Below are 22,907 nucleotides of genomic sequence, written 5' to 3'. Positions count from 1 at the left end.
ATTAAACAAATATGGCCTTAATTATTGCTGGAGAACGAAGCGGCTCGGGAAAAACGACGATTACCATGTCTCTACTGGCTTTTTTGGCTCGTCGCGGTGACAAGATTCAATCGTTTAAAGTCGGTCCCGATTACATCGATCCCATGTTTCATACTGCAATAACAGGGCGTGCTTGTCGCAATCTCGATCCGATTTTAACGTCTGAAGATTATGTCCGATCTTGTTTTTCTAAGCATGGACAAGGGGTAGATTATGTCGCGATCGAAGGAGTAATGGGCTTATTTGATGGCATTAAAAAACAAGAAGCCGATATTAACGATTATGCCAGTACCGCCCATATTGCTCGTATTTTAAATATTCCCGTTGTTTTAGTCATTGACTGTAGTAGTTTATCCGGTTCCATCGCCGCGATCGCTCACGGTTATCGTTCCTTCGATCCTCGCGTCAAAATTGCCGGAGTTATCCTCAATCGTATCGGTAGCGATCGCCATCTGGAACTGCTACGAGAAGCCCTAGAACCCCTCAAATTACCTATTTTAGGAGTATTATATCGTCACGCCGAGATTGCCATTCCTGCAAGGCATTTGGGTTTAGTTCCCACGGACGAACTCAACAACTTACAGGGATTGTGCGATCGCCTCTCCGAACTCGCTCAAAGTTGTTTCAATTGGGAACAATTACTCCCTCTCCTCTCTCCCGAATCGCCTAAATCTTCCGAATCTTCTGAATCGCCTGAATCTCCTCTAGCTTTGAAAAAAATAGCGATCGCCCGCGATCGCGCCTTCAGTTTCTATTATCAAGATAATCTAGATATATTATCTTCCCTCGGGGTCGAATTAATCCCTTGGAGTCCCCTCGAAGATGAAGCATTACCCGACAATATTCAAGGACTTTATTTCGGGGGCGGATTTCCGGAAATGTTTGCCCGAGAATTAGCCGAAAATAAAGCAGCACGTCACGCTGTTTTCCAAGCCATTAAAAGCAGAATGCCAACTTATGCCGAATGTGGAGGATTGATGTATTTATGCGAAAATTTAATTGATTTTGCGGGAGACAGTTGGGAGATGACAGGTATTTTACCAACGACAACTGTAATGAGAAAACGCTTAAATTTGGGTTATCGAAAAGCGATCGCATTACAAGACAGTCCCGTTCTGAAAAAAGACGAAATAATCTGGGGACATGAGTTTCATCGTTCTTCTTTAACCCACGAACCCAAACAACCTTTATTTTCCTTGCAGGGATATCGCCGCCCGAGTAAAATAGAAGGATGGCAATGCGATCGGCTTCATGCTTCTTATCTTCATCTTCACTGGGGAAACCAACAGCAATTACCCCAAAGATTTGTAGGTTGGGTTAAATGATAGTGAAACCCAACCAAAAACTAAAATCGGGTTTTGTCCCTACAGCTAAAGCCACGCTTCGCGAACAAACCAATCTATAAAACTCAATAACGTTTCATTGCCCGTTGCATATCCCGTTTATCTTGACGTTGTTTAAGCGTTTCGCGTTTATCGTGCAGTTTTTTCCCGCGTCCTAATCCGAGAACAACCTTAACCCAACTGCCTTTAAAATACATTTTTAACGGGACGAGAGTTAACCCTTGCCGTTCTAGTTTACCAATTAGCTTGTTAATTTCCTTGCGTTTGAGTAATAACTTGCGCGTGCGTCGGGGATCGTGGTTAAAGTATTGACTACTGGCTTGATAGGGAGAAATATGGACGTTAATTAATATCGCTTCACCATTGCGAATGAGTCCGTAACCATCCCGTAAATTGATTCTTCCCGCACGAATAGACTTGACTTCCGTACCCACCAATTCAATTCCCGCTTCGTAGGTTTCGAGAATTTCATAAAGATAGCGTGCCTGACGATTATCGGCAATAATTTTAATACCGTTGCTTTTCTCGCCCATATTATCCTTAAACTCTTCTAACTTGAGACTATTTTATTGCATTTGCTATTATAACATTTTCTATGGATTTTTTCAAAGGTTATCTTGCTGCTCTGTGCGATCGCAATTTTGTCCCAACTGGATTAAAAGTCGCTGCGATCGTCGGGTCTCTCCTGTTTGCCATTAACCACGGATCCGCACTAATCAATCAAAAAATGACGCGAGAACGCTGGCGATCGGCTCTATTAACCTATCTCGTTCCCTATGCCGTTAATATTCACGGTCAATTTGTCAGCCAACAGAAAAAGAAAAAATCTAAGTATTAGTTTCGAGAAACTTCTTAATTTTTGTTTTCACACCAATCAGTCTTTTTCGCCCTTCTAGATTGGTTACACTAATGGTTGCATTGTGAAAATATCCTTCAGCAAGAGTAGAGAGAACCTCTAAATTAAACGGACTGGCATCATCAATATTTAAACTAATTTTCGGCTTCTTTCCTTTTAATTTTAGAGTCAATTGACCTCGTAATTCTGCATCGAGAACGCGTTCTAAATAGTCATCAGATAGTTGGGGTTGCAAGCGAAGATAGCGATCGCTATCCTTATCATTTTGCAAAACAACTTGTCTGGCGATATATTCATCAATATCCAAAGGCGCATCCATCAAAACATCAAGAATTCTTGCTGCCCATTGTGTCATTCCCCAGTGTTTGGCTTCCTTGTAAGGATAACCATTGATTGCCTCTCCCGTCCCAATAGAAAGAACGCGAATTTCTTCTAATTTATGCCCCAAAACAATAGCCTCTGCAATCGCACAAGCCGCAGGATTATTGACACCAACTCCACCATCAATCATCGAAAAAATTTGACCGCGATGCTCGAGAGAATAAGCTGGAAAAAATGTGGGTGCAGAAGCCGAACAAACACAAGCCTCCCAAATCGGAACTCGGGAGTACCATTTTTTAGTTTTCCAAGTTTTAAAGAAAATAGGTTGGCGATCGGCAGTATCGTAAGTGGGAATTAATAGATAAGGACTGCGGCGATCGCTGTGAATTTCAGCTAAAGTTTGATTGCCTAATTCCTCTTGTAAAACTCTTTTTAGTCCTCTATGAGAAAATTTAGGTGCAGATACGCCATGTTGTACGAGTAACGGCAATCTTTGCGGCACAAAATAGCCTTGGTTTCCCCAATAAGGAAAAATATCGCGACCTCTTTCTCGATAAAGCTGCACTAATTCTTCTCCAGTTTTCCCGATCGCAACGCCTGCGGCTAATATCGATCCAGTGGAAGTTCCCGCGACAAAATGAAAGTATTCTTGTAGAGTTTGACCCGTGAAAATATGAATTTCCCGTTCGATGAGAGAAAGCAATTTTGCTGAGAGCATTCCTCGCATTCCTCCTCCATCAAGACTCAAAATTCTGTAAACCATCTTTTCAGTTATCAGTTATCAGTTATCAGTTATCAGTTATCAGTAGGGACGTTGCATGCAACGTCCGTACACCAGTTATCAATTATTAACTCCTATCCTTCATCCATGAGTTCGTGAAAGCGATCGCGTCCGGCATCATAATCTTTACTGGCATAGCCTAATACGGTGCGGATAATCCATTTTTGCGGTTTTCCGGCTTTGATGAGTTGCGCGATCGCATCTCGTAAAAGCTCGTCTTCGTCTACAAATTCTTGTAAAAACCAGTCTCGCATTTGATTAAATGCAGTACGATTATTCGCCTTATCTCCTTCGAGATACTTTTCGCCGATAAACTGTTTAAATCCTTTTCCTGCATCATTTCCCAAGTTTTGCGAGTGCGCTTTATAGTCAGCGACACGAGCTTTGCCGATCGATTGTCGATGAAAGAAATTTAAGGTTTTCACATCGACTCCCGGTAGCAAGCGATAGAGAAGATTAGCAACGATCGCATTCAATAAAATATTCCCTAAATATTTAACTTGAGTTACAGGTTCAACGCGATCGCTAATATCTTGCAGGCGACTTTCTAACAGAGGGGAAATAGCGTGTTTGATCAGCCAATTCCTCGCTTGAGGAAAGCCGCGATCGCAGTGAATGGCTCCAATCAGAGCGAGAAAGGCAAACTCAAAAGGATTATTCTTTTTCTGGCGCAATAAGGCACGTTCTTCTTTCAAGGCCAAAAAGGGATAAGATTCCCCCAAACCCAATTGAAACCATGTTTTCGTCAGTTGTTCGCTACCGATGAGCTTTTGCTGTAAGCCTTTATAATTAGCGACAGGAAGATAGGGACAGTTGTAATAAAGATAATGAGTTAGGGTCATTTTATAGACCGCTTCTCCTAACCATCTCAATCGTTGATTATGGGCATCGGGATCGCCAAATTCTTTGGCATAAGAAGGATGGCTTAAAGCCAAAAATAATAGATCGGGATGTTTGAAGTTAAATTCAATTTGCGTTTCGATCGCAGCGTGATTCCAGTCCATCTTGTTTAGATGCTTAGAGGGAGTGACACTAGAATAGCGCATTCTCAGGGCGATCGGGTTGTTTCCTGATTTTTCGACGTTTTTGCAGATGGGAACGAGCTTGAGAAGTTTTTTAAGTAAGGTTTATGATTTTCTTCGCAAAACTACCCTCAATATTTCTCTTTTAAAATACTCTATATTGTCAGTTTTTTGTCTGCAAGAACATTTTCCTCCGCTATGTCATGCGTGAGAGCAATATCCCTCAAGGAGTCATCAAAATTAAGCAAAATGGAGATTTTTTTCTGCCTCAATGTAATGAGCGCTACCTTGAGATTAAATAGACCAACCGAGACAAAATAATGACTCAAGCAGCCACTACCAATTCTGGTGAATTTTTCAATTTTGAATTCTCTCCTCCTTATCCCACTCAAGACAGCGAGCTTCTCAAAGCCCTATCATTTATCCCCAGCTTGCAAGAAGTTTTAATGTTGCGTCAGGTTCATGCCCTCGAACATGCAACAGTTTGGGTTTTAAGCGAAATGACCAATATTTCTGCGAACTCCAATCAAAAAGATGATAATACTTTAGGGGGATTGTCCACAGAAAAAGGGTTTTATTTATACGGTACCGTCGATCTCTCCCATTTGCGCCAAGCCGTTCGACGCGCTCTCGATCGCCTGCAAGGAGGAGAATGGGAACTCGCCGTTCATCCACGCTGCGGAACGAATGTCTCCGTATCTTTACTTCTCGCGATCGGATTGGCAACGACATCCTCTTTCTTTTTACCACGCAATCCCCTCGCGCAAATGTTAGGATTGGGACTGGCAACTGTTGCCACAACTCAACTTGCCCCGGATCTCGGCGAAATGGCACAAAAATATATCACCACTTCAATCCCTTTTAATTTGGTTGTCGAAGAGATTGTCCCGACCTCGGATTTCTGGGGACGTTCCGCTCATTTTGTTCGAGTGTGCTGGCAAGATTAATTGTGTTAGCTCTCGCCTTGCTTAATAAAACTTAAACACGAAAGCGGGTAGAGGCTTCCCGTTCAATAGTAGGCTGTAAGCTATAGAATCAAAGGAGAATAATTTATGGTTAAACGCAACGACAAAGTAAGAATTCTTCGTAAAGAATCTTACTGGTATCAAGATGTGGGTAAGGTTGCCAGTGTTGACAAAAGTGGTATTATCTATCCCGTCATCGTTCGTTTTGATAAAGTTAACTACTCGGGTGTAGCCACTAACAATTTTGCCGAAAGCGAACTCGAAGTAATTGGGTAAGCGTTGGCCAAATTATTGCTGTGTTGTTGCCCGATTGGGTGTTAATAAGACTAATTGTGCCGGAATTACCAGAAGTCGAAACGGTACGTCGAGGGTTAAATCGCCTGACCCTCGATCGCGAGATACAGGGTGGGGAAGTATTGCTCGAGAGAAGCATTGCCTCCCCTGTTTCTGTGCAAGAATTTCTCACGGGTTTACAAGGAGTCTCGATCGCTTCTTGGCAGCGACGGGGAAAATATTTACTTGCATCCCTGCGAAAAGCTGAAGGTAAGGGGGGTTGGTTGGGAGTTCATTTACGCATGACAGGACAGTTATTGTGGGGCGATCGCAACGATCCCGTGTCTCCGCATACGCGAGTGCGTTTGTTCTTTCCAGAGGGTAAAGAATTGCGTTTTGTGGATATTCGCACCTTTGGGAAAATGTGGTGGATTCCCCCCGATCGCGATCCCGAAACGATTGTCACGGGATTACACAAGTTAGGACCCGAACCCCTAACGAAGGCTTTTTCTCTGACTTATTTACAAAATACTCTAGCCAAAACAAAACGACCCATTAAGGCCGTTCTTCTCGATCAACAAGCGATCGCGGGATTGGGTAATATTTATGCTGATGAAGCACTCTTCAAAAGCGGCATTCGTCCCGATACGATCGCTGCCCATTTAGACAAACAACGAGTGGAGGATCTCCATCAAGCAATTGGAGAAGTATTGTCAACCGCGATCGCAAAAGGCGGTACTACCTTCAGTAATTTTCTCAGTCTCCTCGGCGTTCCGGGAAATTACGGAGATACTGCCCTCGTCTACGGACGCAAAGGACAACCCTGCCGGCATTGCGATTGTGCGATCGAGCGCATCAAAATAGTTGGGCGTTCTTCTCACTTTTGTCCTAGATGCCAGCAGTGAAATTGCCGATAGTCAAGTTGTCTGTCGTGAAATATTGCGATCGAATTCCTGCAAGAGCGAATTTAAGAGCATCAGAATAAACAACCCTTGACTCGGTTTGTTTATTCGTTGGTCATTTCCTTAACAATCCATAGCGGCCAAAAGAGCGGAATTTCTAACTTTTGTAAATTCGAGAGAGATTTTCCTTCGCGATTTTTTTCAGCCCGTAAAGCCAAATAGCACACCGACCCCGAAAATAAATATGCCATTGCAGAGGAAGTTAAAAATAAAGCGGCTAACATAGCAATGCACTCCTTATTACTAGAAATGATGGAGAAAATGATGGAAGCAGTAAAGATAAAGCGTTGAGTTCTATAGTATAGCGATTGACCTGCTATAAATCTTCAGCTTCCGCATTTTTACTGATTCTTCTACAAACGTCAACTCAGCCCGAGAGAGTTGAAATTCACCCTTAATTTAAAAATATCCCACGCTTGGGACGATTTGTTCGGGTAAATTGCTGAATATGTTTAACTTTTTTTCGGCCAGATGACCTTAATCCCTGCATCGAAAATAAATTATCAGAATTGATACAATTAGGTTATCGAACTGATAAGCAATTTTTATTGGAGTCGTCCTCTAAAAGGAAGAGAAACTCTTGGACGAGAAAAAGACTAAAATAAAAAATAGATTTGCCAATATTAAATTTTATTTTGTTCATGCCTCTACACCGAATCATTATTCTTATTGTTGGGATTAGTCTAATTCTCGGCTTAATGTTATGGCTGGTGGATTCAATCTATCGACTTTATTTGCAAATTTCTTTTACGGCTCCTCTTTTAGCTAATCTTGTTCTCTTATTGTTAGTCATTTTGTTAGGATTGCTTATTGCTGCCTTTGTTTACTATTTTAACTTATTTACTCTCAAAAACTCTCGACAAAAAAATACGAAAGGGCGCATCTTAGCAAAACTTCCCGAAGAAAAAACAGAAGTTGCTGGCGAAACCTTAAAAGCCGTCCGTCAACAAGTCGAAAAAATCCAAGATCGTATTAGTCGAGAAGCACTATTGAGTCGATCTCGAGAAATTGAAGCCAATTTAAACCGAGGAGAAATTAAAGTCGTCGTGTTTGGGATCGGGTCTGCTGGCAAAACCTCTCTGATTAATAGCTTAATCGGTCAAATGGTGGGAGATGTTGGGGCAGCAATGGGAACGACGCGATCGGGAGAAACTTATTGTCTGAAATTACAAGGTTTAGAACGGACTATTTTGCTCATCGATACCCCCGGAATTTTAGAAATCGGGAGTGAAGGAATGGCAAGAGAAGGAATGGCAAGAAAACTCGCAACAGATGCCGATCTTTTATTATTTGTCGTGAATGGCGATCTGCGACAATCGGAATGCGATCCCTTAAAAATTCTCGCTCAAATTGGCAAGCGGTCTGTTTTGGTCTTCAATAAAATCGATCTCTATACGGAAGAAGAAGTCGAAACGATTCTACAGCAATTACAAGACCGCGTGCAAGATTTCATTGCGGCCTCTGATGTCGTGACGGTTTGTGCGAATCCTCAACCCGTTCAATTAGAAACCGGGCAACTTATGAATCCAGAACCAGAAATCCTCCCTTTAATCAAACGTTTGGCAGCCATTTTACGAGCAGAAGGAGAAGATTTAGTCGCCGATAATATCTTGTTACAATCTCAGCGTTTGGGAGAAGAAACTCGCAGTTTAATCGAACAACAGCAACGCAAACAAGCCGACAAAATCATCGATCGCTTTCAATGGATCGGCGCAGGGGCAGTGGTCGTGACTCCTTTACCCGTTGTCGATTTGTTAGCAACGGCGGCAGTTAATGCTCAAATGGTGGTAGAAATTGGGAAAGTTTATGGTTGCGAATTAAATATGGAACGAGGGCGAGAATTAGCCCTTTCTTTAGCAAAAACCTTGGTTAGCTTGGGGATTGTCAAAGGAGCCGTTAAAATGCTTTCAACGGCATTGCAATTTAATGTCGCGACCTATTTCATCGGTAAAACCATTCAAGGTATTACGGCTGCGTATTTAACTCGCATTGCTGGCAAAAGTTTTGTGGAATATTTTCGACAAAATCTCGACTGGGGAGATGGAGGGATTACAGAAGTGGTGCAACAACAATTTAAGTTAGTACAAAAAGAAGAATTCATCAAAGTCTTTGTCAAAGATGCGATCGCCAAAGTCGTGCAGCCGTTACAAAAGACTTTTACGATAGAAACGCCAGAAACTGAGACTCCAGAACCCGAAACCAGTCGCGATCGCATTCCCAAAGCGGCGATCTCCCCCAATAGAAGATCGACAGAGATCGTCACAGAGATTATCGAAGTTGAGTTACCCGAACAAGCCTTAACAGCGATCGATGATTGGGACAGTCCACGCCCTTCCCAATCTGATGATTGGTAGCTAAATATTTTAGCGTCTTTTGGGTATAAAGCCTAGCTTAGTCTTATTTCTTAATATTTAAATAAAGATATTCAAACTATTGAAGAAAACAGTAAAACTTGCTACGATAGTAACAACGAAAGAAATAATAAATCATCAAAGAAAAGTAAGGGGAGGCGTGACATGAAAAATTTAAGAATTGTTGCTCCCATAGCCGTTGCGATCGCTCTATTCGTCGGCATACCAGCACAAGCAGAAAATCCCGGTCACGTCGATCGGCTATTATCTACAGGTCAATGTCGCGGATGTGACTTATCAGGAGCAAATCTCTCAGAAGAACACTTAATTGGAGCCGATCTGAGGGAAGCCAATTTACAAGGGGCTAAGTTAGTCAGAACCAATTTAGAAGGTGCAGATCTAACAGGAGCCAATCTTACCGATGCCAATTTAACCGAAGCAATGCTCTCTGATTCTATCTTGGATAAGACCATTCTCAATCGCGTTAATTTGACGAATGCCAGGCTCTATAACATTACGGCAGCCGGAGCCGAAATGAACGATCTCATTTTAACGGGAGCCGAAATTTTAGATACCACTCCGGGGATTGGTGGCGATCGCGAACAATTTGATGAAAATTCGATAGAAATGGATGCAAACTAATAACAAACTCTGCATCTTTAGCATTACAATTGCAAGATAGAGGCGTTTTCCATAGCGCCTCTTTTCAATGAACAATTATCAATGAACAATGAACAATAAAATAATAAACAATAACCTATGTTTAAAGTCCTTCATGTTATTCCCTCTGTGTCATCGATGCGAGGGGGACCGACTCAAGTTGTCTTAAATTTAGTGAAAGCATTGCGCGATCGCGATGTGGATGCAGAAATTGTCACCACAAATGATGATGGTGTGGGCGTTTTAGATGTTCCTTGCGATCGCTGCATTGAATATGAAGGAGTTCCCATTTGGTTTTTTCCTCGTTTTTCTTCTGTAAATAATACAGTTTCTTTGGGTAACGATCGCGGATTTCTCTTTTCTTGGCCGTTGACGCGCTGGATGTGGCAAAATTTGGGGCATTATAATGTTTTAGATCATCATTATTTATTCTCTTATAGTTCGACTTGTGCGGGGGCGATCGCGAGATGGCAAAATATTCCCTATACTGTCCGGACAATGGGGCAGTTATCTCCTTGGGCTTTAGCGCAAAGTCGCCGTAAAAAACAAATTTATTCTGCACTTATCGAAAGGCAAAATCTCAATCAAGCGGCCTTCATTCACTGTACTTCCCAAGGAGAAGCCGAAGATGTGAATAATTTTGGCGTGACTGCACCCAAAGCAATATTACCGTTGGGCGTGCGATCGGGAGCAAAGATTGATAATGCTGGTTTAAAACTTCGTCAAGTTTATAATATTCCTTCAGAAAGTGCGATCGTTCTCTTTCTTTCTCGCATTCATTATAAAAAACGTCCTGAATTATTACTCGAAGCACTTCATTCTCTCAAATCTAAACATAATTTTCATCTCATTTTCGCAGGGACAGGGGATAAGGATTACCTGAAAACAATTGCAAATTTAGTTGAGTCTTTTCATTTAAGCCAAAATGTTACCTTTGCTGGGTTTGTAACAGCAGAAAGCAAGGAGTTAGTTTTACAAGGTTCGGATTTCTTTATTTTGCCCTCCTTTGCCGAAAATTTCGCCATTGCAGTCGCAGAAGCAATGGCCGCAGGATTACCCGTTATTGTCACCCCGCAAGTGCAAATTGCCCCAGAAATTCGCGCTGCAAATGCCGGATTAGTGGTAGAAGGGAAAGTGAAGTCAGTTGCAGAAGCGATCGCGACTCTCCTCACTTCTCCTCAATTGCGCCAAGAATTCGGTCAGAATGGCAGAAAATTGGTCGAGACTCGCTATTCTTGGGATGCGATCGCGGGAGAACTTATCTCAGTTTATCAAAAAGCGATCGACAGTAAACAGTAAACAGTTATCAGTTATCGATGAAAAACTCACCCTCTACCTCTTCTGAGAGAGGAGAAACACAGGAAAACAACCCACGACCAACAACCAATAACCAACAACTTTGCTTGCATATCGGTTGCGGTTTGATTATTGCTGAAGATTGGCTCAATTTTGATGCTTCTCCGTCTTTAAGATTAGTAAAAATTCCTATTATTGGGCGTTTTTTAATTTCTATTCTCAATCTGCCTGAATGGTCTGAGAATGCACAATATGGCAATATTGTCAAAGGATTAAATATTGCGTCAAATAGTTGCGATTTGGTTTATGCTTCCCATGTTCTCGAACATCTTAGTATTATAGATTTTCATATTGCAATGGATCGCATTTATTCTTATTTAAAGCCTGAAGGTATATTTCGAGCAGTGGTTCCCAATTTAGAAGATTTAATTAATATTTATATTCAAGAAAGAAAAGAAGAGCAATTTGCTTCCCAAGCGTCTGTTAATTTTATGACCAATTCACTCATCGGACATTTGGGGACAAGGAGAGTGTTGCGCGATCGCTTGCGAGAAATGTTTTCTAATAATCGCCATCAGTGGATGTGGGATGAATCTTCTCTTACCAATGCCTTTCTCGAACATGGATTTCAAGAGGTTTGCTGCTGTCAGTATCAAGAATGGAGAAGCGATCGCTTTTCGCAAGTGGAACATCCCGAAAGTTTTGAAAATGCGATTTGCATTGAAGGCATTAAACGATAACTTATATGGAACAAACTCTCCTTGCAACCCTCAAACAGCTTTTCTCAGACAAGAAAGTAATCCTCTCAAACCTAGCGTGAAAAGCGATCGCAAAATTCCCTCTCTGTGAGAAATCGCTAAACTCCCCTATGTTGTCAGGTTAATGCGATCGCCTTATCTTATAAATGCTCCTTGATTGAAAGAAAAAAGAGGAAGACTTATTTGTCTTTCACCCTTTATTCTTTGTTTAATTGGCTTTAACCTTTTCGGTCGTTTTATTTAAGAAACTACTAAACACTTGTACGATTTGATAAACGCCTTCCGTACCACCAGAAATTAATGCACCGGTTAAAAAGACATCCATAATATTAAAACCCAAGGCTTGATATTGTGACATTTCTTTCAGTTGAGCGGGATCGATTAAGCTACCTAAGATACGAATGCCGACAACACTGACAAAAACTCCCGAAAGGAGAGTAATCCACAAGGCCAGTTTTCTCGTTACCGTTTTAAACTCTTTAATTTTAATATCAATTTCTTTTCGCTCTAAAATCCACTGTTTGCGCTGTTCTGGGGTTTCATCTTCGACTTCGAGTTCGGCATCTAATCGCTCGATTTCGGCTTTGAGTTTTTCTTGTGCTGGATCTCGCCAAGTAGACATAATAACTTCGACGGCACTATGTTGTAGTGCGGCAACAAAACCAATGATAGTTAATAACTGAAAAATATCATTCGGTCCAAAATCACCAACACTAATAACATCGGGAGAAACTGCTGTTAATGCTAACAATCCGATCAATAAGATCGTGCCAATTATTTGAATCATTGTGTTAAACTCCTGAAGATTCCTAATTTGAGTGAATTAGCTTGCAGTTTAAAGGGGATTTTTCCATTGGTCAAGAGATTGAGAAGAAAAGGCAATAATATAAAGATTGAGTAAAGATTTGATACCCAATCTTTAAGGATTTTTGGTATTTTTGCAATGAGAGAATTAAACTAGAGAATTAAATTTGCGTGATATTGACTTCAATAATTAAGTCATTGAAGTCATTATCGCCCCCATTCACGAAATCTTCAAAACCAAAGGTATTATTAGCCAAGAGGCGAATGTGATCGACTCCATCGGGATTTGCCCCGATGAAAGGGAAGTAAGCAATAATATCGCTGTTGATATTATTAGCGTCATTTTCAAGTAAGAATTGACCCGGTGTTCCATTTACAGTCATAAAGGGCATTAAAAGGGAACCCGCAGAAAATTCATAGGAGAATTCATTAATCCCTTGATTGGCAACAGAGAGTTCGATATCGGTCAAGCGATTATTAATTGCTGCTGCTGCATAACCGTCATCACCTGGCGTTAAACCATTAACAGTCCCATTTTCATCGCTGGCTAAGAAAAAGCCGATAGAATTGCTAAAATTAGCCTCTCGGTAAACTGTAAAACTACTACTGACGAGTCCAGAAATACTCCGTAAATCAAGGAATTCTTTGCCTTGTTTTTGAATGCTGCCTACGCCGAGAGGAGTTCCTTCGCTGGTTTGTTCGAGCAACACAGAAATCCCTTCTGTGAAGTTGACTTGAAAGCGTCCGGTGGTAATTTCTGCAAAGCTGACTTCTTGGGTAAGAATGTCGCCATCAATGGTTTGTAATTCAATCTCAAAACTTTGGTTGCTGTTAATTCCTTCTAAAACATAAGTTTGTCGGCTGGCATTGAATCCGTTGGGACGAAAACGGGCGGGAAGTGCCGTAAAGAGAACGTCGCTGAGGGTTCGATCGCCATTGGTATTGAGGTAAACAATACTAATTTGGGTAATGCGATCGCTGCTATCATTGGAGAGTTGCAGTTTGAGATTCCCTCCACCTTGACTGCCCGTGGTAAATCGTTTGAGACTGGTATCGACGTGCAGGCGATCGAAAAAGGAACCGCCGGAACCGGAATCTGTGACGGGTAACTGATTAACCATGCCACCGATATCAAAGTTATAGATACTATCGCTTAACCCTGTATCGTCGGTTTGAAATGATAATTCTCCGCTATAGTCTCCCACTAAAGAAGCATCGAGTTTTACCGTAAACGTTTCCTCGCTGCTGGCGGCGATCGAGACGGGAAAATCTCCCATGAGACTAAACCCATCGGGTAGCATAAAATCGCTCAAGCTGACCGTATCGCTACTGACATTCTTCAGGGTAAATGCGATCGCAAGCGGTTCATCTTTGTTGGTGCCGCCAAATTGAAAAACTCCCGTATCGTCGGGAATAAATAAACTATCGGCGAAGACCTGTAATTTAACATTGGGATCGAAAACTGTTCCCTCAATGTCAAAATTGTAGGTACTATTCGTTAAATTGGTATCGGTGGTTTGGAAAACCAATTCCCCTTGATAAGTTCCTAACGCCGTCGCGTCTAATTGAATCGTAAAGGTTTCCTGTACGGGATTGTTCGGATCGCTTGTCCCGGCAATGGTACTCGGAAAACTCCCCACCAAACTAAAACCGTCGGGTAAAATTGGATTTTCCAATGTGATGGCCTCAGTGTTGGGATTGCTGAGGGTAAAGGTAATCTGAACGGTACTATCTTTATTCGTCGTGCCAAAATCAACATTGCCCGAGTCGTCAGCAATTAAATTGCTATTGGCATCCAAAACTTGCAGGATGAGAGGCTGGGTGACTGTTCCCGTGAGGGCGAAATTGTAGGGGTTTTGGGTTGAGTCATTGGTTTGGAAAGAAAGTTCCCCAGCAAAGGTCCCGATGCTAGAGGCATCTAATTGAATCGTAAATGTTTGTGTTTGGGGGGCATTGGGATCGCTGGTGGCTGCAACGCTATTGGGGAAACTGTTGACAAGGCTATACCCCGTCGGGAGGGTCAAGTTGCTCAAACTTAGAGGGAGGGTTCCCGTACTGGCGATCGTCAAGGTTTGCTGAAGAACAGTGCCTTGAGCGGTTGCCCCAAAATCGACACTTCCTGTATTGTCGGGAATGAGGATACTGCCAGAATCTCGAACTTCTCCGCTACTTTGAGCGCCGCTTTCGTAAGCACCAATATCGGGAACTCCGATCGCTACGGCTCCGCGTTGATCGGTGGTAAAACTGCTGCTTCCCGCATCAATTGCCGGACTTCCACTCACTAAAGCATGAGTCAAGGGATCTCGCTCTAATAACCCATTGTCGGCTAAAGTCGTGTTGAGAATGTCTGTAATGGCAAGGTTCAGATTGCCAACATTCACAATATCGCTGCCTGTTCCGATTGAACCCGTACTACCCGCAGTATCGCCAATTAAGTTATTTTCTGCCCCGGTAATGGCTCCGCTCAGATCGGGGTTAGCGCCAATATTGCCCGCGATAATTGAATTCTTAACAGTAACGGCTCCTCCCGTAGAATCGTTATAAATGCCGCCCCCGCCACTCAGACCGGTATTCTGAGTTAGGGTACTGTTGTTCACTTCCACAATACCGCCATTGCGATTGCGAATGGCTCCTCCTTGGTCGCCTTGATTACCACTGAGGGTACTGCTATTAATGATTAATTTGGCGATCGCTCCCCCAGAGCCATCATTTTCAACAACCCCGCCATCTGCGGTCGTCCCGAGGGATTTATTACTGTTAATCGTGCTACCATTAATCGTGACTTCTCCAGAGAAATTGGCGATCGCTCCTCCTTCATCAAGTGCCTCATTATTGCGAAGGGTGCTATTATTAATTGTGATTTTGCCGCGATCGTTAAAAATTGCGCCACCATCGTCACCACCAATAGTTGCAACCCCGCCAACAATCTCTAGATTGGCATTTCCATTTTCCAGGGTAATATCATTGAGAATTAATTCTCCAATTGTGGTTTTTGTCTGGGAAGTCGTCCCGTCAACATAAATCAGGCGAAATGTTTCCGAAACACTAGAACTTCTGCGAACGATAGAATCATTCCCATTAATCGTCATTTTTGTCAGAATAGCAGGCAAGCCACTCAAGCCGCGATTGAGATTGGGACCATCTGCGGGAGTATTAAATGGGCCGGTATGACCGAGCAAATCATAAGTACCATTCGAGGCAAGATTAATGGTTGAATCCCCTCCTTCATTCGCAGCATTAATCGCGTCAATTAATCCCTGAACATCTCCATCAGCAATATCGATGGCTAAGACTGCCGGATAAGTTGCCATCACCTCGGGTTGAAAGGCTAAAGCGGCCTGCATTTTCCCGGTTTGATAATCCAGCCGCCACGTTCCCCCCCAAGCGGCATTTCCGGTTAAATCTATTGAGGCGGCAATGGGGGTGGTGGTAATTTTACTTAATGCCTTGACAAATTCGCGACCTCGTGCAGTCTTGGCGACTTGACAGCCATAGAGGAGAATTTCGCGATCGCCACCTTTACCCCACTGTTGCAGGACGGGAACATACTGCGCCAAATTATCGAGACTGAGTTTGCTGCTGCCCAGATAGAGACTTCCGGGTGCACCGTGACCTAAAAGATGCAGGCTCGTAAATTCTGGATGCTGCTGTAAATATTCGCCGATTTGCAGGATGCCATCTCGAAGGGGATCGAGTTGAAACACTGTGGCACTCGGCAAAACACCTGTTGCCAAAAGATGGGCATCGGCCAGACTCGGGTCGATAATGACGAGCATTCCCTTTCCTTGGGGGGCGAGGGCTTTTTCTGGGTCGATGCTGGACGCCTGAAGTAAATGATTCATTGGTACTATCTCTTTCCTCTGAAATTCAAATTTAACTTTAAAGTTTGTAATATTATCTGTGTTTAATTCGAGAGCCGATATCAGGATAGCTTGCCGATCGCGCGATCGCATCTGGAAAAAATATTATTTTAAATCATCCCGATTGCCAATTCTCAATTTATCTCACTTCCTTGAGACTTTCGATACTATCGGTAAACAGTTCGGTAAATAAGCTGATCACCTTGCGATTTTCGCGAACTTTGATATTGATGGTGACATCCATCCCAGATTGCAAAGAGATCTGACGATCTTTAGTAAGAAGATATTGGGTATCCAAACTCACTTTTGCTGGGAAACGATGGTATTGATAAATTTCATCAGGGGGAAGGGCATCGGAACCAATAGAAATCACTTCACCTTTCACGTCACCAAATTCACTAAACGGAAAAGAGGTGAAGCGAACATCAGTTTTCATGCCCTCGCGCACGAAACCGATATCTTCGCTGGTAATGAAGATTTCTGCCACAAGATTATCTTCAGGAACAATGGAGAGGAGGGTTTCGCTGGGGTTGGCAACAAAGCCCCGATATGCTTGCAAATCAAAGACTTTTCCGCCGACGGTTGCCGTTACTTCTTGATATTCCAAGGTTTGCTCGAGTTGGAGGATTTTGCCAGCAAGCTCTTTAATTTGCTTATCATTGCTGACAATGATATTGAGAACCGCTTGAATGAGTTGACTGTCAATTTCAGCGATGCGCTTGTTATTTTGCGCCATGGCCTCCCGCACGTCTTTGACAGTGACGGTGGAGGTATTAATCGATTCTTGTTGGGCTTGGGCAATACTTGCTGTTAGGCGTTGCTGTTCTTTGTTAAGCCGGTCGATATTGGCTCGACCTGTATTGATTTGCTTGCGCTGTTCTTCCTCTTCAATGCGGGCATTATCCTGTTCAATGCGGGCATTATCTTGTTCAATGCGGGCATTATCTCGAATTTGTTGGATTTCCGACTGGATTTCGCTCACCCGGAGGCGCTGTTGCTCGTATTGATACCGTGCCATTGCGCCTTGTTTGACAATCGGGGCCATATCTTTAAGAATTCCTTCTTCAATGCTCAGGGCTTCAAGTTTGCTTTGAATCTCATTTTGAGCGCGTTGCTGCGTTTGTCGAGCGCGTTGCTGCATTTGTTGAGTACGCTGCTGCATTTGCCCGAGGAGTTGGCGATCTGTTTTGAACGTTGCTTGTGCGTCGGCGATTTGGACTTGATTTTGTTGTCGTTCTCTGGCTAATTGAACGACTCCTAACTGGGCTGCTGCTTCTCGCGATCGCGATTCGGCGTTGGCCACTTGCAACCTCGCCTTTTGATCGGCAGCTAAATTACTCCCATTGCCACTTAATTGTGCCTGATAAAAGCGATTTTCTGCAATCAGTTCTTCACGGTTGCGAGTGAGGAGAAGAATGCTGGACGGGAGTTTTAATTCAATAATGGCCTTGCGAATGGCATTCGGATCTTTAGTTTCAATGAGACCGCGATAAAGTTTATTTTCTTCCTCGAGGGATTTCTTGAGCGATCGCGAGGTTTCCAATTCAGCCAAAGCAGCAGTCGAGTCAAAAGCCATGAGAACTTGCCCCGGTTCCACCGCATCCCCTTCCTCGACAAAAATTGCCTCTACTACCCCTTCAAGAGGCGCTTGGACTTCTTTAACTGTTGCTTGGGGTTTGAGTTGACCCTGCGCGGGAACGACCTGCTCGATCTCCGCCAGATACGCCCAACCGATGCCAAAGGTCACTACGCCTAAAATCGTCCAAACAATGAAGCGCGACCAAATTGGAGACTGACGCAATACTACGGGTTGTTCAAAGACTGGATAAGCCAGTTGTGTCGGTTCGGCCTTCACCAATTGTCCGCTCTTTTGGGGAACGAGGGCAGATTCTTGGGGTTTGCTTCCCTGTTTGGGTTGCTGATAATCGCTCTTTTTGTCCGCAAAGTTAATGCGCCGTCTTTTCGGTTTGAAGCCGTTGCCGTTCATAGGATCGATGGGGGATGCAATCTTTTTAATTTATACCGCATTGCCCTAGCAATATTCGCTTTCTTCTAGTACCGATAAGGGTAATTATCGGTATTAGAAGGAAGTAAATAGCGCGATCGCCTTGACAGAGAGTCTCTTTTTTTTGTAACAATATTTCGTCAAATCGAGAGCGATCGCTCTCGATTTGACTTGCAATTTAACCAGTGGTTTTACGAGAAATTTTATTCTTCGTCTAACTCCGAGTCCTCATCATCTGTAATTTGTTTCAGATGAATATGTTTGCGTCCGAGAGAAATTTCAAACTCATCGCCAGGCTGTAATCCCATTTTTTTCGTATAGGCCGAGCCGATTAAAAGATTGCCATTAGATTGTACGCTAATACGGAAACTCGCAGAACGTCCGCCGCGTCCGCCACCGTTGCTCGCACCATCTAATTCAATCCCCTCTGCATCAATAAGAGCATTGAGGAACTTCATCATATTAACGCGCTCGATGCCATTCTTTGTAACGGTATAGTAACCGCATTCTCTGGCTTTTTCTTCTTTAGGGCGATCTTCAAGAGCTTTGAGTTTATCAAGGAGATCTTGACCGACTAAGGGGTCGGGATTTTTGGTCGTACTCATTAATTTAATGCTCGGTGTTGGTTGTTCTTCGTCTTGGTTCTTCTTATTGTCCGATAACAGAGGTGTAAAGACAATAGTTTTAACTTTTAACTTTCATCACTTTACCATATCCAACTATATTTTTTGTCTTGAAGTCAACCAGAGTTTAAACTTATTAAAGAGGATTGGAAGCAAACATGAGAAAATCGTAACATTTTGTACCTGCAAGCCTTCCTTGCTCATAACAGCCTCTAAGTTTATCGAACAAACTAACTGATGAAACTGACAACTCGCGGGCATTACAGCGTCAAGGCTTTATTGGATTTGAGTTTACAACCCAAGAATAAACCGGCTTCGGTTTGCACGATCGCACAACGTCAAGATATTCCGGCTCCCTATTTAGAAAAACTCCTGATTGAATTGCGTCGAGCAGGTTTAGTCCAATCAATACGAGGTTCTCGAGGAGGCTATCAACTTGCTCGCCATCCGTCACAAATTTTTCTAGGACAAATTTTCGCGGCAGTAGGAGAAGAAGTCGCGCCTTTACCCAAACATATTCCCGATGCCGATCGCGCAGAAGATTGGGTCGCATTGAGTTTATGGAAGCGCTTGGACGAACAACTCAAAGAGTCGCTTTATCGCATCACTCTTGCCGATCTTTACTACGATGCTCGCAGTTGGCAAGCCACGCGCGGAGAAGAAGCTAGTTTTGTTGTCTAAAATAGGAATATATCTTCACTTGCAAGAAAAAACTTGACTTTAAAGACGTAAAGACCTCGTGAGAAAGCATTAATAATCTGCTGGCTCTTTGTCTTGCCTCTCCTACAGACTCAGAAATGCTAAATTGAGCTTAAACTCTTTCTCTACAAAGCATTACAGGAATTATCGAAGGGTTATTAATTTGACAGACATCTCTCGATGCTTGTAAGATCGAAGCCGAATTTGCAGCGTTTTGCATTCCCAGTGTTCTATTTTCCCCTATTTTACGATCGCGGATTTCTCGGCAATCCATTCTCGGTCATGCTGGCAATTTCTGACAAGATTTAATTCAATTAGCGAGATAACTTTTTCGTTGATTTTTACATCATTAGCTTGTTCCTTACCTGTTGTTCTCAAAAAAAAGTAATCATCTTTCCGATGAGAAGGCGATCGCATTGTTAGCAAGCCTCCAAAATCATCTGATTTTATCGGTTTTAGGTTCTGGGAATAGTAGAGATCGGCACTCCTTCGAGTCAGAAAGAAATTAGCGATCGCCGAGTCGCAAACAGGAGGCTTCTGCCAATTTAATCGGGTAAGAGAGAGCGCGATCGCCAGAGTGGAAAGATGATTTTATAGGCTGGACCGATAATATTTTCGGCGGGAAGAACCCCCCAAACATGAGAATCAAAACTATTATTGCGATTATCCCCGAGTACCCAATAGGAATGAGGGGGAATCTGTTGAGAAGGAAGTTCGTAGGTAGGAAAATCCGTCAGATAGTTTTCGGATAAGGGTCGATCGTTAACGTATACCAATCCTCTTGTAACTTTCACTGTTTGTCCGGCAGAAGCGATCGCTCGCTTGACGTAAAAAATCTCTTCTTGGGAGTGAACTTTTGAATCGAGGGCGCGGGCATTTTGAGGCGCGACAAACACCACTAAATCTCCCCGTTGCGGTCGATAATGAGCAAATTTACTGACCAAAATACGATCGCCAATTTGTAAGGTAGGCTGCATCGAAGAACTGGGAACGACAAACATTTCGATATAATGCGCCAATCCAAGGGGAAGATAGCGAATAAAAATGCCCCAAATTAAAATTGCGATCGCCATACTCAGAACCAGAAATCTATTCCCCTTGACGTTATGTTTTCGAGGAAAAGCAATATAAGCAACAGCAGCAGCAAAGGCCGCGATCGCACCCGTGACAACCGATAAAATCGGCAGGAAATCATCTGCAAACGAAAAAATAATTGTCAGTCCCAAAAACAGTCCGCCCAAGGCCGCATCTTGCAGGTAAAATTGTCCCAATCCGGGGAGAATGCGGGATAAGAAAACAGCAAACCAAGGATTTTTACGAATTCTCGGTATTTTTTCACGCTTAGGGTTGTTCGAATGGAGATCGAGTCCTGGAAAAAACAGAGAGAGATTAACCCCCAACCACGGATCTTTAACCTTCAACAATGACTGATTCCCTCTTGTCCATGACCCATTCTTCTACATCTTCGGCAAACTTGGGTAATTTTTCTGTTAATACTTTACATCCGGATTCAGTCACTAAAACATCGTCTTCAATGCGAATGCCACGCACGTCTGCGAATTGTGCCAAACGTTCCCAATTGACAATATTTTTGTATTGAGTCTGCGTTCGTGCCTGCTGAAGTAAAGCAGGAACTTGATAAAATCCGGGTTCGATGGTGACAAGCATCTGAGATTGCAGGGGACGATCTAAACGCAAGTATCCCAAACCAAAGCGATCGCTACGTTTTCTCCCCTCTGCATAGCCGGCTAAATCTCCGAAATCTTCCATGTCGTGTACGTCTAAGCCTAACAAATGTCCGATACCGTGAGGAAAAAATAAAGCATGGGCATCGCAAGCGACTAATTCGCAAGGTTGACCTCGTAAAATTCCTAAATCTATCAATCCTTCTGCGATCGTCAAAGCGGCAAGGAGATGAATCTCTCGATACTCTACCTCCGGCGCTATGAGATCGATACATCGCTTTTGTGTCGCCAGAACCAGATCGTAAATATCCCGTTGTGTTGGCGAAAATTTCCCTGTCACGGGAAAGGTACGGGTAATATCCGAAGCCCAACCCGAGGGGGTTTCTGCTCCCACATCGGCTAAGATTAAATCCCCGGGTTGCAAGGGGTGATGATAGCGTTCGTTATGCAGGACTTCTCCGTGTTTGGTGACGATACTGTTATAAGCACAAGTCATATTGCGAGCAATAATGACCTTTTCCATTGCCCCTCGGACTTCTGCTTCCGTTTTTGCTCTCGTTACTGCGGCCATTCCTGCTTTATGCGCTTCTATGCCAACCTCAATCGCTTGTTGCAACTCCGATAAGGCATCGCGATCGTGGGTTAATCTTAAAGAAATAATCGCTTTAATCAGTGCTAAATCTAGATCTTCACTCTCTTGTGGCGGTTGTAGGGGACGATTTAAAATTTTAATTTGTTGTTGATAAGTAACAGCATCTTGAATGGCGATGGTTGCTGCACCTCGAGCGCGATCGCTTAATTCGGTGAAGGGATAAGCGGCATTCGCGCCAATTTGGGCGGCAATTTCGTCGCGATCGCGTTGCTGTCCGTACCAAAGGGTGCTTTCTGCTGAAGGGTTATCCCAATATAATTCTAATTTGCCACCATCCAAATAAATAGCGGCATTTTCTAACGGCAATCCCGCAAAATAAAGGAAATGACTGCTGGCGCGAAAGGGATACAAATTAGCGGGAAAGTTTCGCGATCGCGCACATCCCGACCACAAGATCGCGGGAAAATCGATCTGGCGATCGAGATTTTGGCGGCGTTGGCGCAGGGTAGAAGCAATATCTCGATTGGAACAATACATTCAAATACATTCCTACATCACCATATCTGGGATAAGGTATTGAGATCGAACAAACCGATGCGATCGCGCTTGTCGAATGCGTCGCATCTGAATTCAAGAAATTCACAGGGAATTAGAGGGCAAAACCAGCCAAACTCGCCGAACCCACTAAAAACTGTCCAATCATTCGCCCGATAAAACTTAAAGCGATCAGAGCCAATATGGGAGAAAGATCAAATCCACCTAAAGGGGGAATAAACGAACGGAAAATATTGAGATAGGGATCGGTAATGGGGCCGAGAAAACCAATGATTTGTTGCGCCCACTCCGCAGTCTGAAACCAAGTCAGTAAAATGCGAGCGATCAGCAGGTAAGAATAAATAGTAATGAACGTAGACAGGCTTGTAACCAAGAGGATAATAATAGACGAATCCATGTTGTTAACTCCCTTAAATCGATCGTTTTTTCTATTGTACAAGCTCTCGTTTCGAGATAT

At 43.1% G+C, this 22,907-nt stretch carries 22 protein-coding genes; 10 read left to right on the top strand and 12 right to left on the bottom strand.

Going from position 1 to position 22,907, the window contains the following annotated elements:
- The first annotated feature begins 11 nt into the window (after nucleotides 1-11).
- Complete coding sequence (locus tag AC6RV6_RS03235; protein WP_500238875.1) at nucleotides 12-1,364, top strand: cobyrinic acid a,c-diamide synthase CobB; 1,353 nt, start codon at nucleotides 12-14, stop codon at nucleotides 1,362-1,364.
- 83 nt (nucleotides 1,365-1,447) lie between these two features.
- On the opposite strand, the gene smpB is transcribed toward AC6RV6_RS03235, so the two are convergent.
- Entirely contained in the window at nucleotides 1,448-1,915 is a 468-nt protein-coding gene (gene smpB / locus AC6RV6_RS03230) for an SsrA-binding protein SmpB (protein WP_500238874.1), read from the bottom strand.
- Between the two features lie 62 nt (nucleotides 1,916-1,977).
- On the opposite strand from smpB, the gene nrtS reads away from it, so the two are divergent.
- Nucleotides 1,978-2,220, top strand: coding sequence for a nitrate/nitrite transporter NrtS (gene nrtS / locus AC6RV6_RS03225; RefSeq protein WP_500238873.1), 243 nt, complete (start codon nucleotides 1,978-1,980; stop codon nucleotides 2,218-2,220).
- On the opposite strand, the gene AC6RV6_RS03220 is transcribed toward nrtS, so the two are convergent.
- Entirely contained in the window at nucleotides 2,210-3,322 is a 1,113-nt protein-coding gene (locus AC6RV6_RS03220; RefSeq protein WP_500238872.1) for a patatin-like phospholipase family protein, read from the bottom strand. The genes nrtS and AC6RV6_RS03220 overlap by 11 nt on opposite strands.
- Nucleotides 3,323-3,414: 92 nt before the next feature.
- Nucleotides 3,415-4,344 carry a ribonuclease III domain-containing protein gene (locus AC6RV6_RS03215; RefSeq protein WP_500238871.1) on the bottom strand — a complete coding sequence of 310 codons (930 nt, stop codon included), beginning with the start codon at nucleotides 4,342-4,344 and terminating at the stop codon, nucleotides 3,415-3,417.
- Between the two features lie 338 nt (nucleotides 4,345-4,682).
- On the opposite strand from AC6RV6_RS03215, the gene AC6RV6_RS03210 reads away from it, so the two are divergent.
- The 3 genes from AC6RV6_RS03210 (at nucleotide 4,683) to AC6RV6_RS03200 (ending at nucleotide 6,505) form a co-directional block, all read left to right on the top strand.
- Nucleotides 4,683-5,309 (top strand): DUF6391 domain-containing protein, encoded by a 627-nt coding sequence (locus AC6RV6_RS03210; RefSeq protein ID WP_500238870.1) that lies wholly within the window; start codon nucleotides 4,683-4,685, stop codon nucleotides 5,307-5,309.
- Nucleotides 5,310-5,414: 105 nt separating this feature from the next.
- On the top strand, nucleotides 5,415-5,603 hold the full coding sequence (locus AC6RV6_RS03205) for a photosystem I reaction center subunit IV (RefSeq protein ID WP_500238869.1): 189 nt from the start codon (nucleotides 5,415-5,417) through the stop codon (nucleotides 5,601-5,603).
- A gap of 56 nt (nucleotides 5,604-5,659) precedes the next feature.
- The gene (locus tag AC6RV6_RS03200) at nucleotides 5,660-6,505 is read left to right on the top strand and encodes a DNA-formamidopyrimidine glycosylase (protein ID WP_500238976.1); all 846 of its coding nucleotides are present in this window, start codon (nucleotides 5,660-5,662) and stop codon (nucleotides 6,503-6,505) included.
- A gap of 101 nt (nucleotides 6,506-6,606) precedes the next feature.
- On the opposite strand, the gene AC6RV6_RS03195 is transcribed toward AC6RV6_RS03200, so the two are convergent.
- Nucleotides 6,607-6,786, bottom strand: coding sequence for a hypothetical protein (locus AC6RV6_RS03195; protein ID WP_500238868.1), 180 nt, complete (start codon nucleotides 6,784-6,786; stop codon nucleotides 6,607-6,609).
- A 417-nt stretch (nucleotides 6,787-7,203) separates the two neighbouring features.
- Between AC6RV6_RS03195 and AC6RV6_RS03190 the strand changes: the two genes are divergently transcribed.
- The 4 genes from AC6RV6_RS03190 to AC6RV6_RS03175 all read left to right on the top strand — a co-directional run bounded on the left by AC6RV6_RS03190 (nucleotide 7,204) and on the right by AC6RV6_RS03175 (nucleotide 11,609).
- The gene (locus AC6RV6_RS03190) at nucleotides 7,204-8,916 is read left to right on the top strand and encodes a YcjF family protein (protein WP_500238867.1); all 1,713 of its coding nucleotides are present in this window, start codon (nucleotides 7,204-7,206) and stop codon (nucleotides 8,914-8,916) included.
- A 162-nt stretch (nucleotides 8,917-9,078) separates the two neighbouring features.
- Nucleotides 9,079-9,555, top strand: a complete 477-nt coding sequence (locus tag AC6RV6_RS03185; RefSeq protein ID WP_500238866.1) for a pentapeptide repeat-containing protein — start codon at nucleotides 9,079-9,081, stop codon at nucleotides 9,553-9,555.
- Between the two features lie 117 nt (nucleotides 9,556-9,672).
- Nucleotides 9,673-10,872 carry a glycosyltransferase gene (locus tag AC6RV6_RS03180; RefSeq protein ID WP_500238865.1) on the top strand — a complete coding sequence of 400 codons (1,200 nt, stop codon included), beginning with the start codon at nucleotides 9,673-9,675 and terminating at the stop codon, nucleotides 10,870-10,872.
- A gap of 17 nt (nucleotides 10,873-10,889) precedes the next feature.
- Nucleotides 10,890-11,609 (top strand): class I SAM-dependent methyltransferase, encoded by a 720-nt coding sequence (locus AC6RV6_RS03175; protein WP_500238864.1) that lies wholly within the window; start codon nucleotides 10,890-10,892, stop codon nucleotides 11,607-11,609.
- Between the two features lie 226 nt (nucleotides 11,610-11,835).
- On the opposite strand, the gene AC6RV6_RS03170 is transcribed toward AC6RV6_RS03175, so the two are convergent.
- From AC6RV6_RS03170 to AC6RV6_RS03155, 4 genes are all read right to left on the bottom strand, one after another.
- On the bottom strand, nucleotides 11,836-12,414 hold the full coding sequence (locus tag AC6RV6_RS03170; protein WP_500238863.1) for a hypothetical protein: 579 nt from the start codon (nucleotides 12,412-12,414) through the stop codon (nucleotides 11,836-11,838).
- A 178-nt stretch (nucleotides 12,415-12,592) separates the two neighbouring features.
- Complete coding sequence (locus tag AC6RV6_RS03165) at nucleotides 12,593-16,273, bottom strand: DUF4347 domain-containing protein (RefSeq protein ID WP_500238862.1); 3,681 nt, start codon at nucleotides 16,271-16,273, stop codon at nucleotides 12,593-12,595.
- A gap of 157 nt (nucleotides 16,274-16,430) precedes the next feature.
- Nucleotides 16,431-18,278 (bottom strand): beta-barrel domain-containing protein, encoded by a 1,848-nt coding sequence (locus AC6RV6_RS03160; protein WP_500238861.1) that lies wholly within the window; start codon nucleotides 18,276-18,278, stop codon nucleotides 16,431-16,433.
- 221 nt (nucleotides 18,279-18,499) lie between these two features.
- Complete coding sequence (locus AC6RV6_RS03155) at nucleotides 18,500-18,901, bottom strand: AbrB family transcriptional regulator (protein WP_500238860.1); 402 nt, start codon at nucleotides 18,899-18,901, stop codon at nucleotides 18,500-18,502.
- A 255-nt stretch (nucleotides 18,902-19,156) separates the two neighbouring features.
- On the opposite strand from AC6RV6_RS03155, the gene AC6RV6_RS03150 reads away from it, so the two are divergent.
- Nucleotides 19,157-19,600: an Rrf2 family transcriptional regulator gene (locus tag AC6RV6_RS03150; protein ID WP_500238859.1), complete on the top strand. Its 444-nt coding sequence runs from the start codon at nucleotides 19,157-19,159 to the stop codon at nucleotides 19,598-19,600.
- Between the two features lie 258 nt (nucleotides 19,601-19,858).
- Here the strand turns inward: AC6RV6_RS03150 and AC6RV6_RS03145 are convergent, their stop codons facing one another.
- The 4 genes from AC6RV6_RS03145 to AC6RV6_RS03130 all read right to left on the bottom strand — a co-directional run bounded on the left by AC6RV6_RS03145 (nucleotide 19,859) and on the right by AC6RV6_RS03130 (nucleotide 22,847).
- Nucleotides 19,859-20,035: a hypothetical protein gene (locus AC6RV6_RS03145; RefSeq protein ID WP_500238858.1), complete on the bottom strand. Its 177-nt coding sequence runs from the start codon at nucleotides 20,033-20,035 to the stop codon at nucleotides 19,859-19,861.
- 128 nt (nucleotides 20,036-20,163) lie between these two features.
- Entirely contained in the window at nucleotides 20,164-21,042 is an 879-nt protein-coding gene (gene lepB / locus AC6RV6_RS03140) for a signal peptidase I (RefSeq protein WP_500238857.1), read from the bottom strand.
- A complete protein-coding gene (locus tag AC6RV6_RS03135) occupies nucleotides 21,029-22,432 on the bottom strand; it encodes an aminopeptidase P N-terminal domain-containing protein (RefSeq protein ID WP_500238856.1) in 1,404 nt (467 codons plus the stop codon). The genes lepB and AC6RV6_RS03135 overlap by 14 nt, the downstream gene beginning before the upstream one ends.
- A 112-nt stretch (nucleotides 22,433-22,544) precedes the next feature.
- Nucleotides 22,545-22,847 (bottom strand): YggT family protein, encoded by a 303-nt coding sequence (locus AC6RV6_RS03130; protein WP_500238855.1) that lies wholly within the window; start codon nucleotides 22,845-22,847, stop codon nucleotides 22,545-22,547.
- Between the last annotated feature and the right edge of the window lie 60 nt (nucleotides 22,848-22,907).

This window comes from Spirulina sp. LEGE 11439 (genome assembly GCF_059821285.1).
This window is presented reverse-complemented; position numbering and strand designations above follow the sequence as displayed.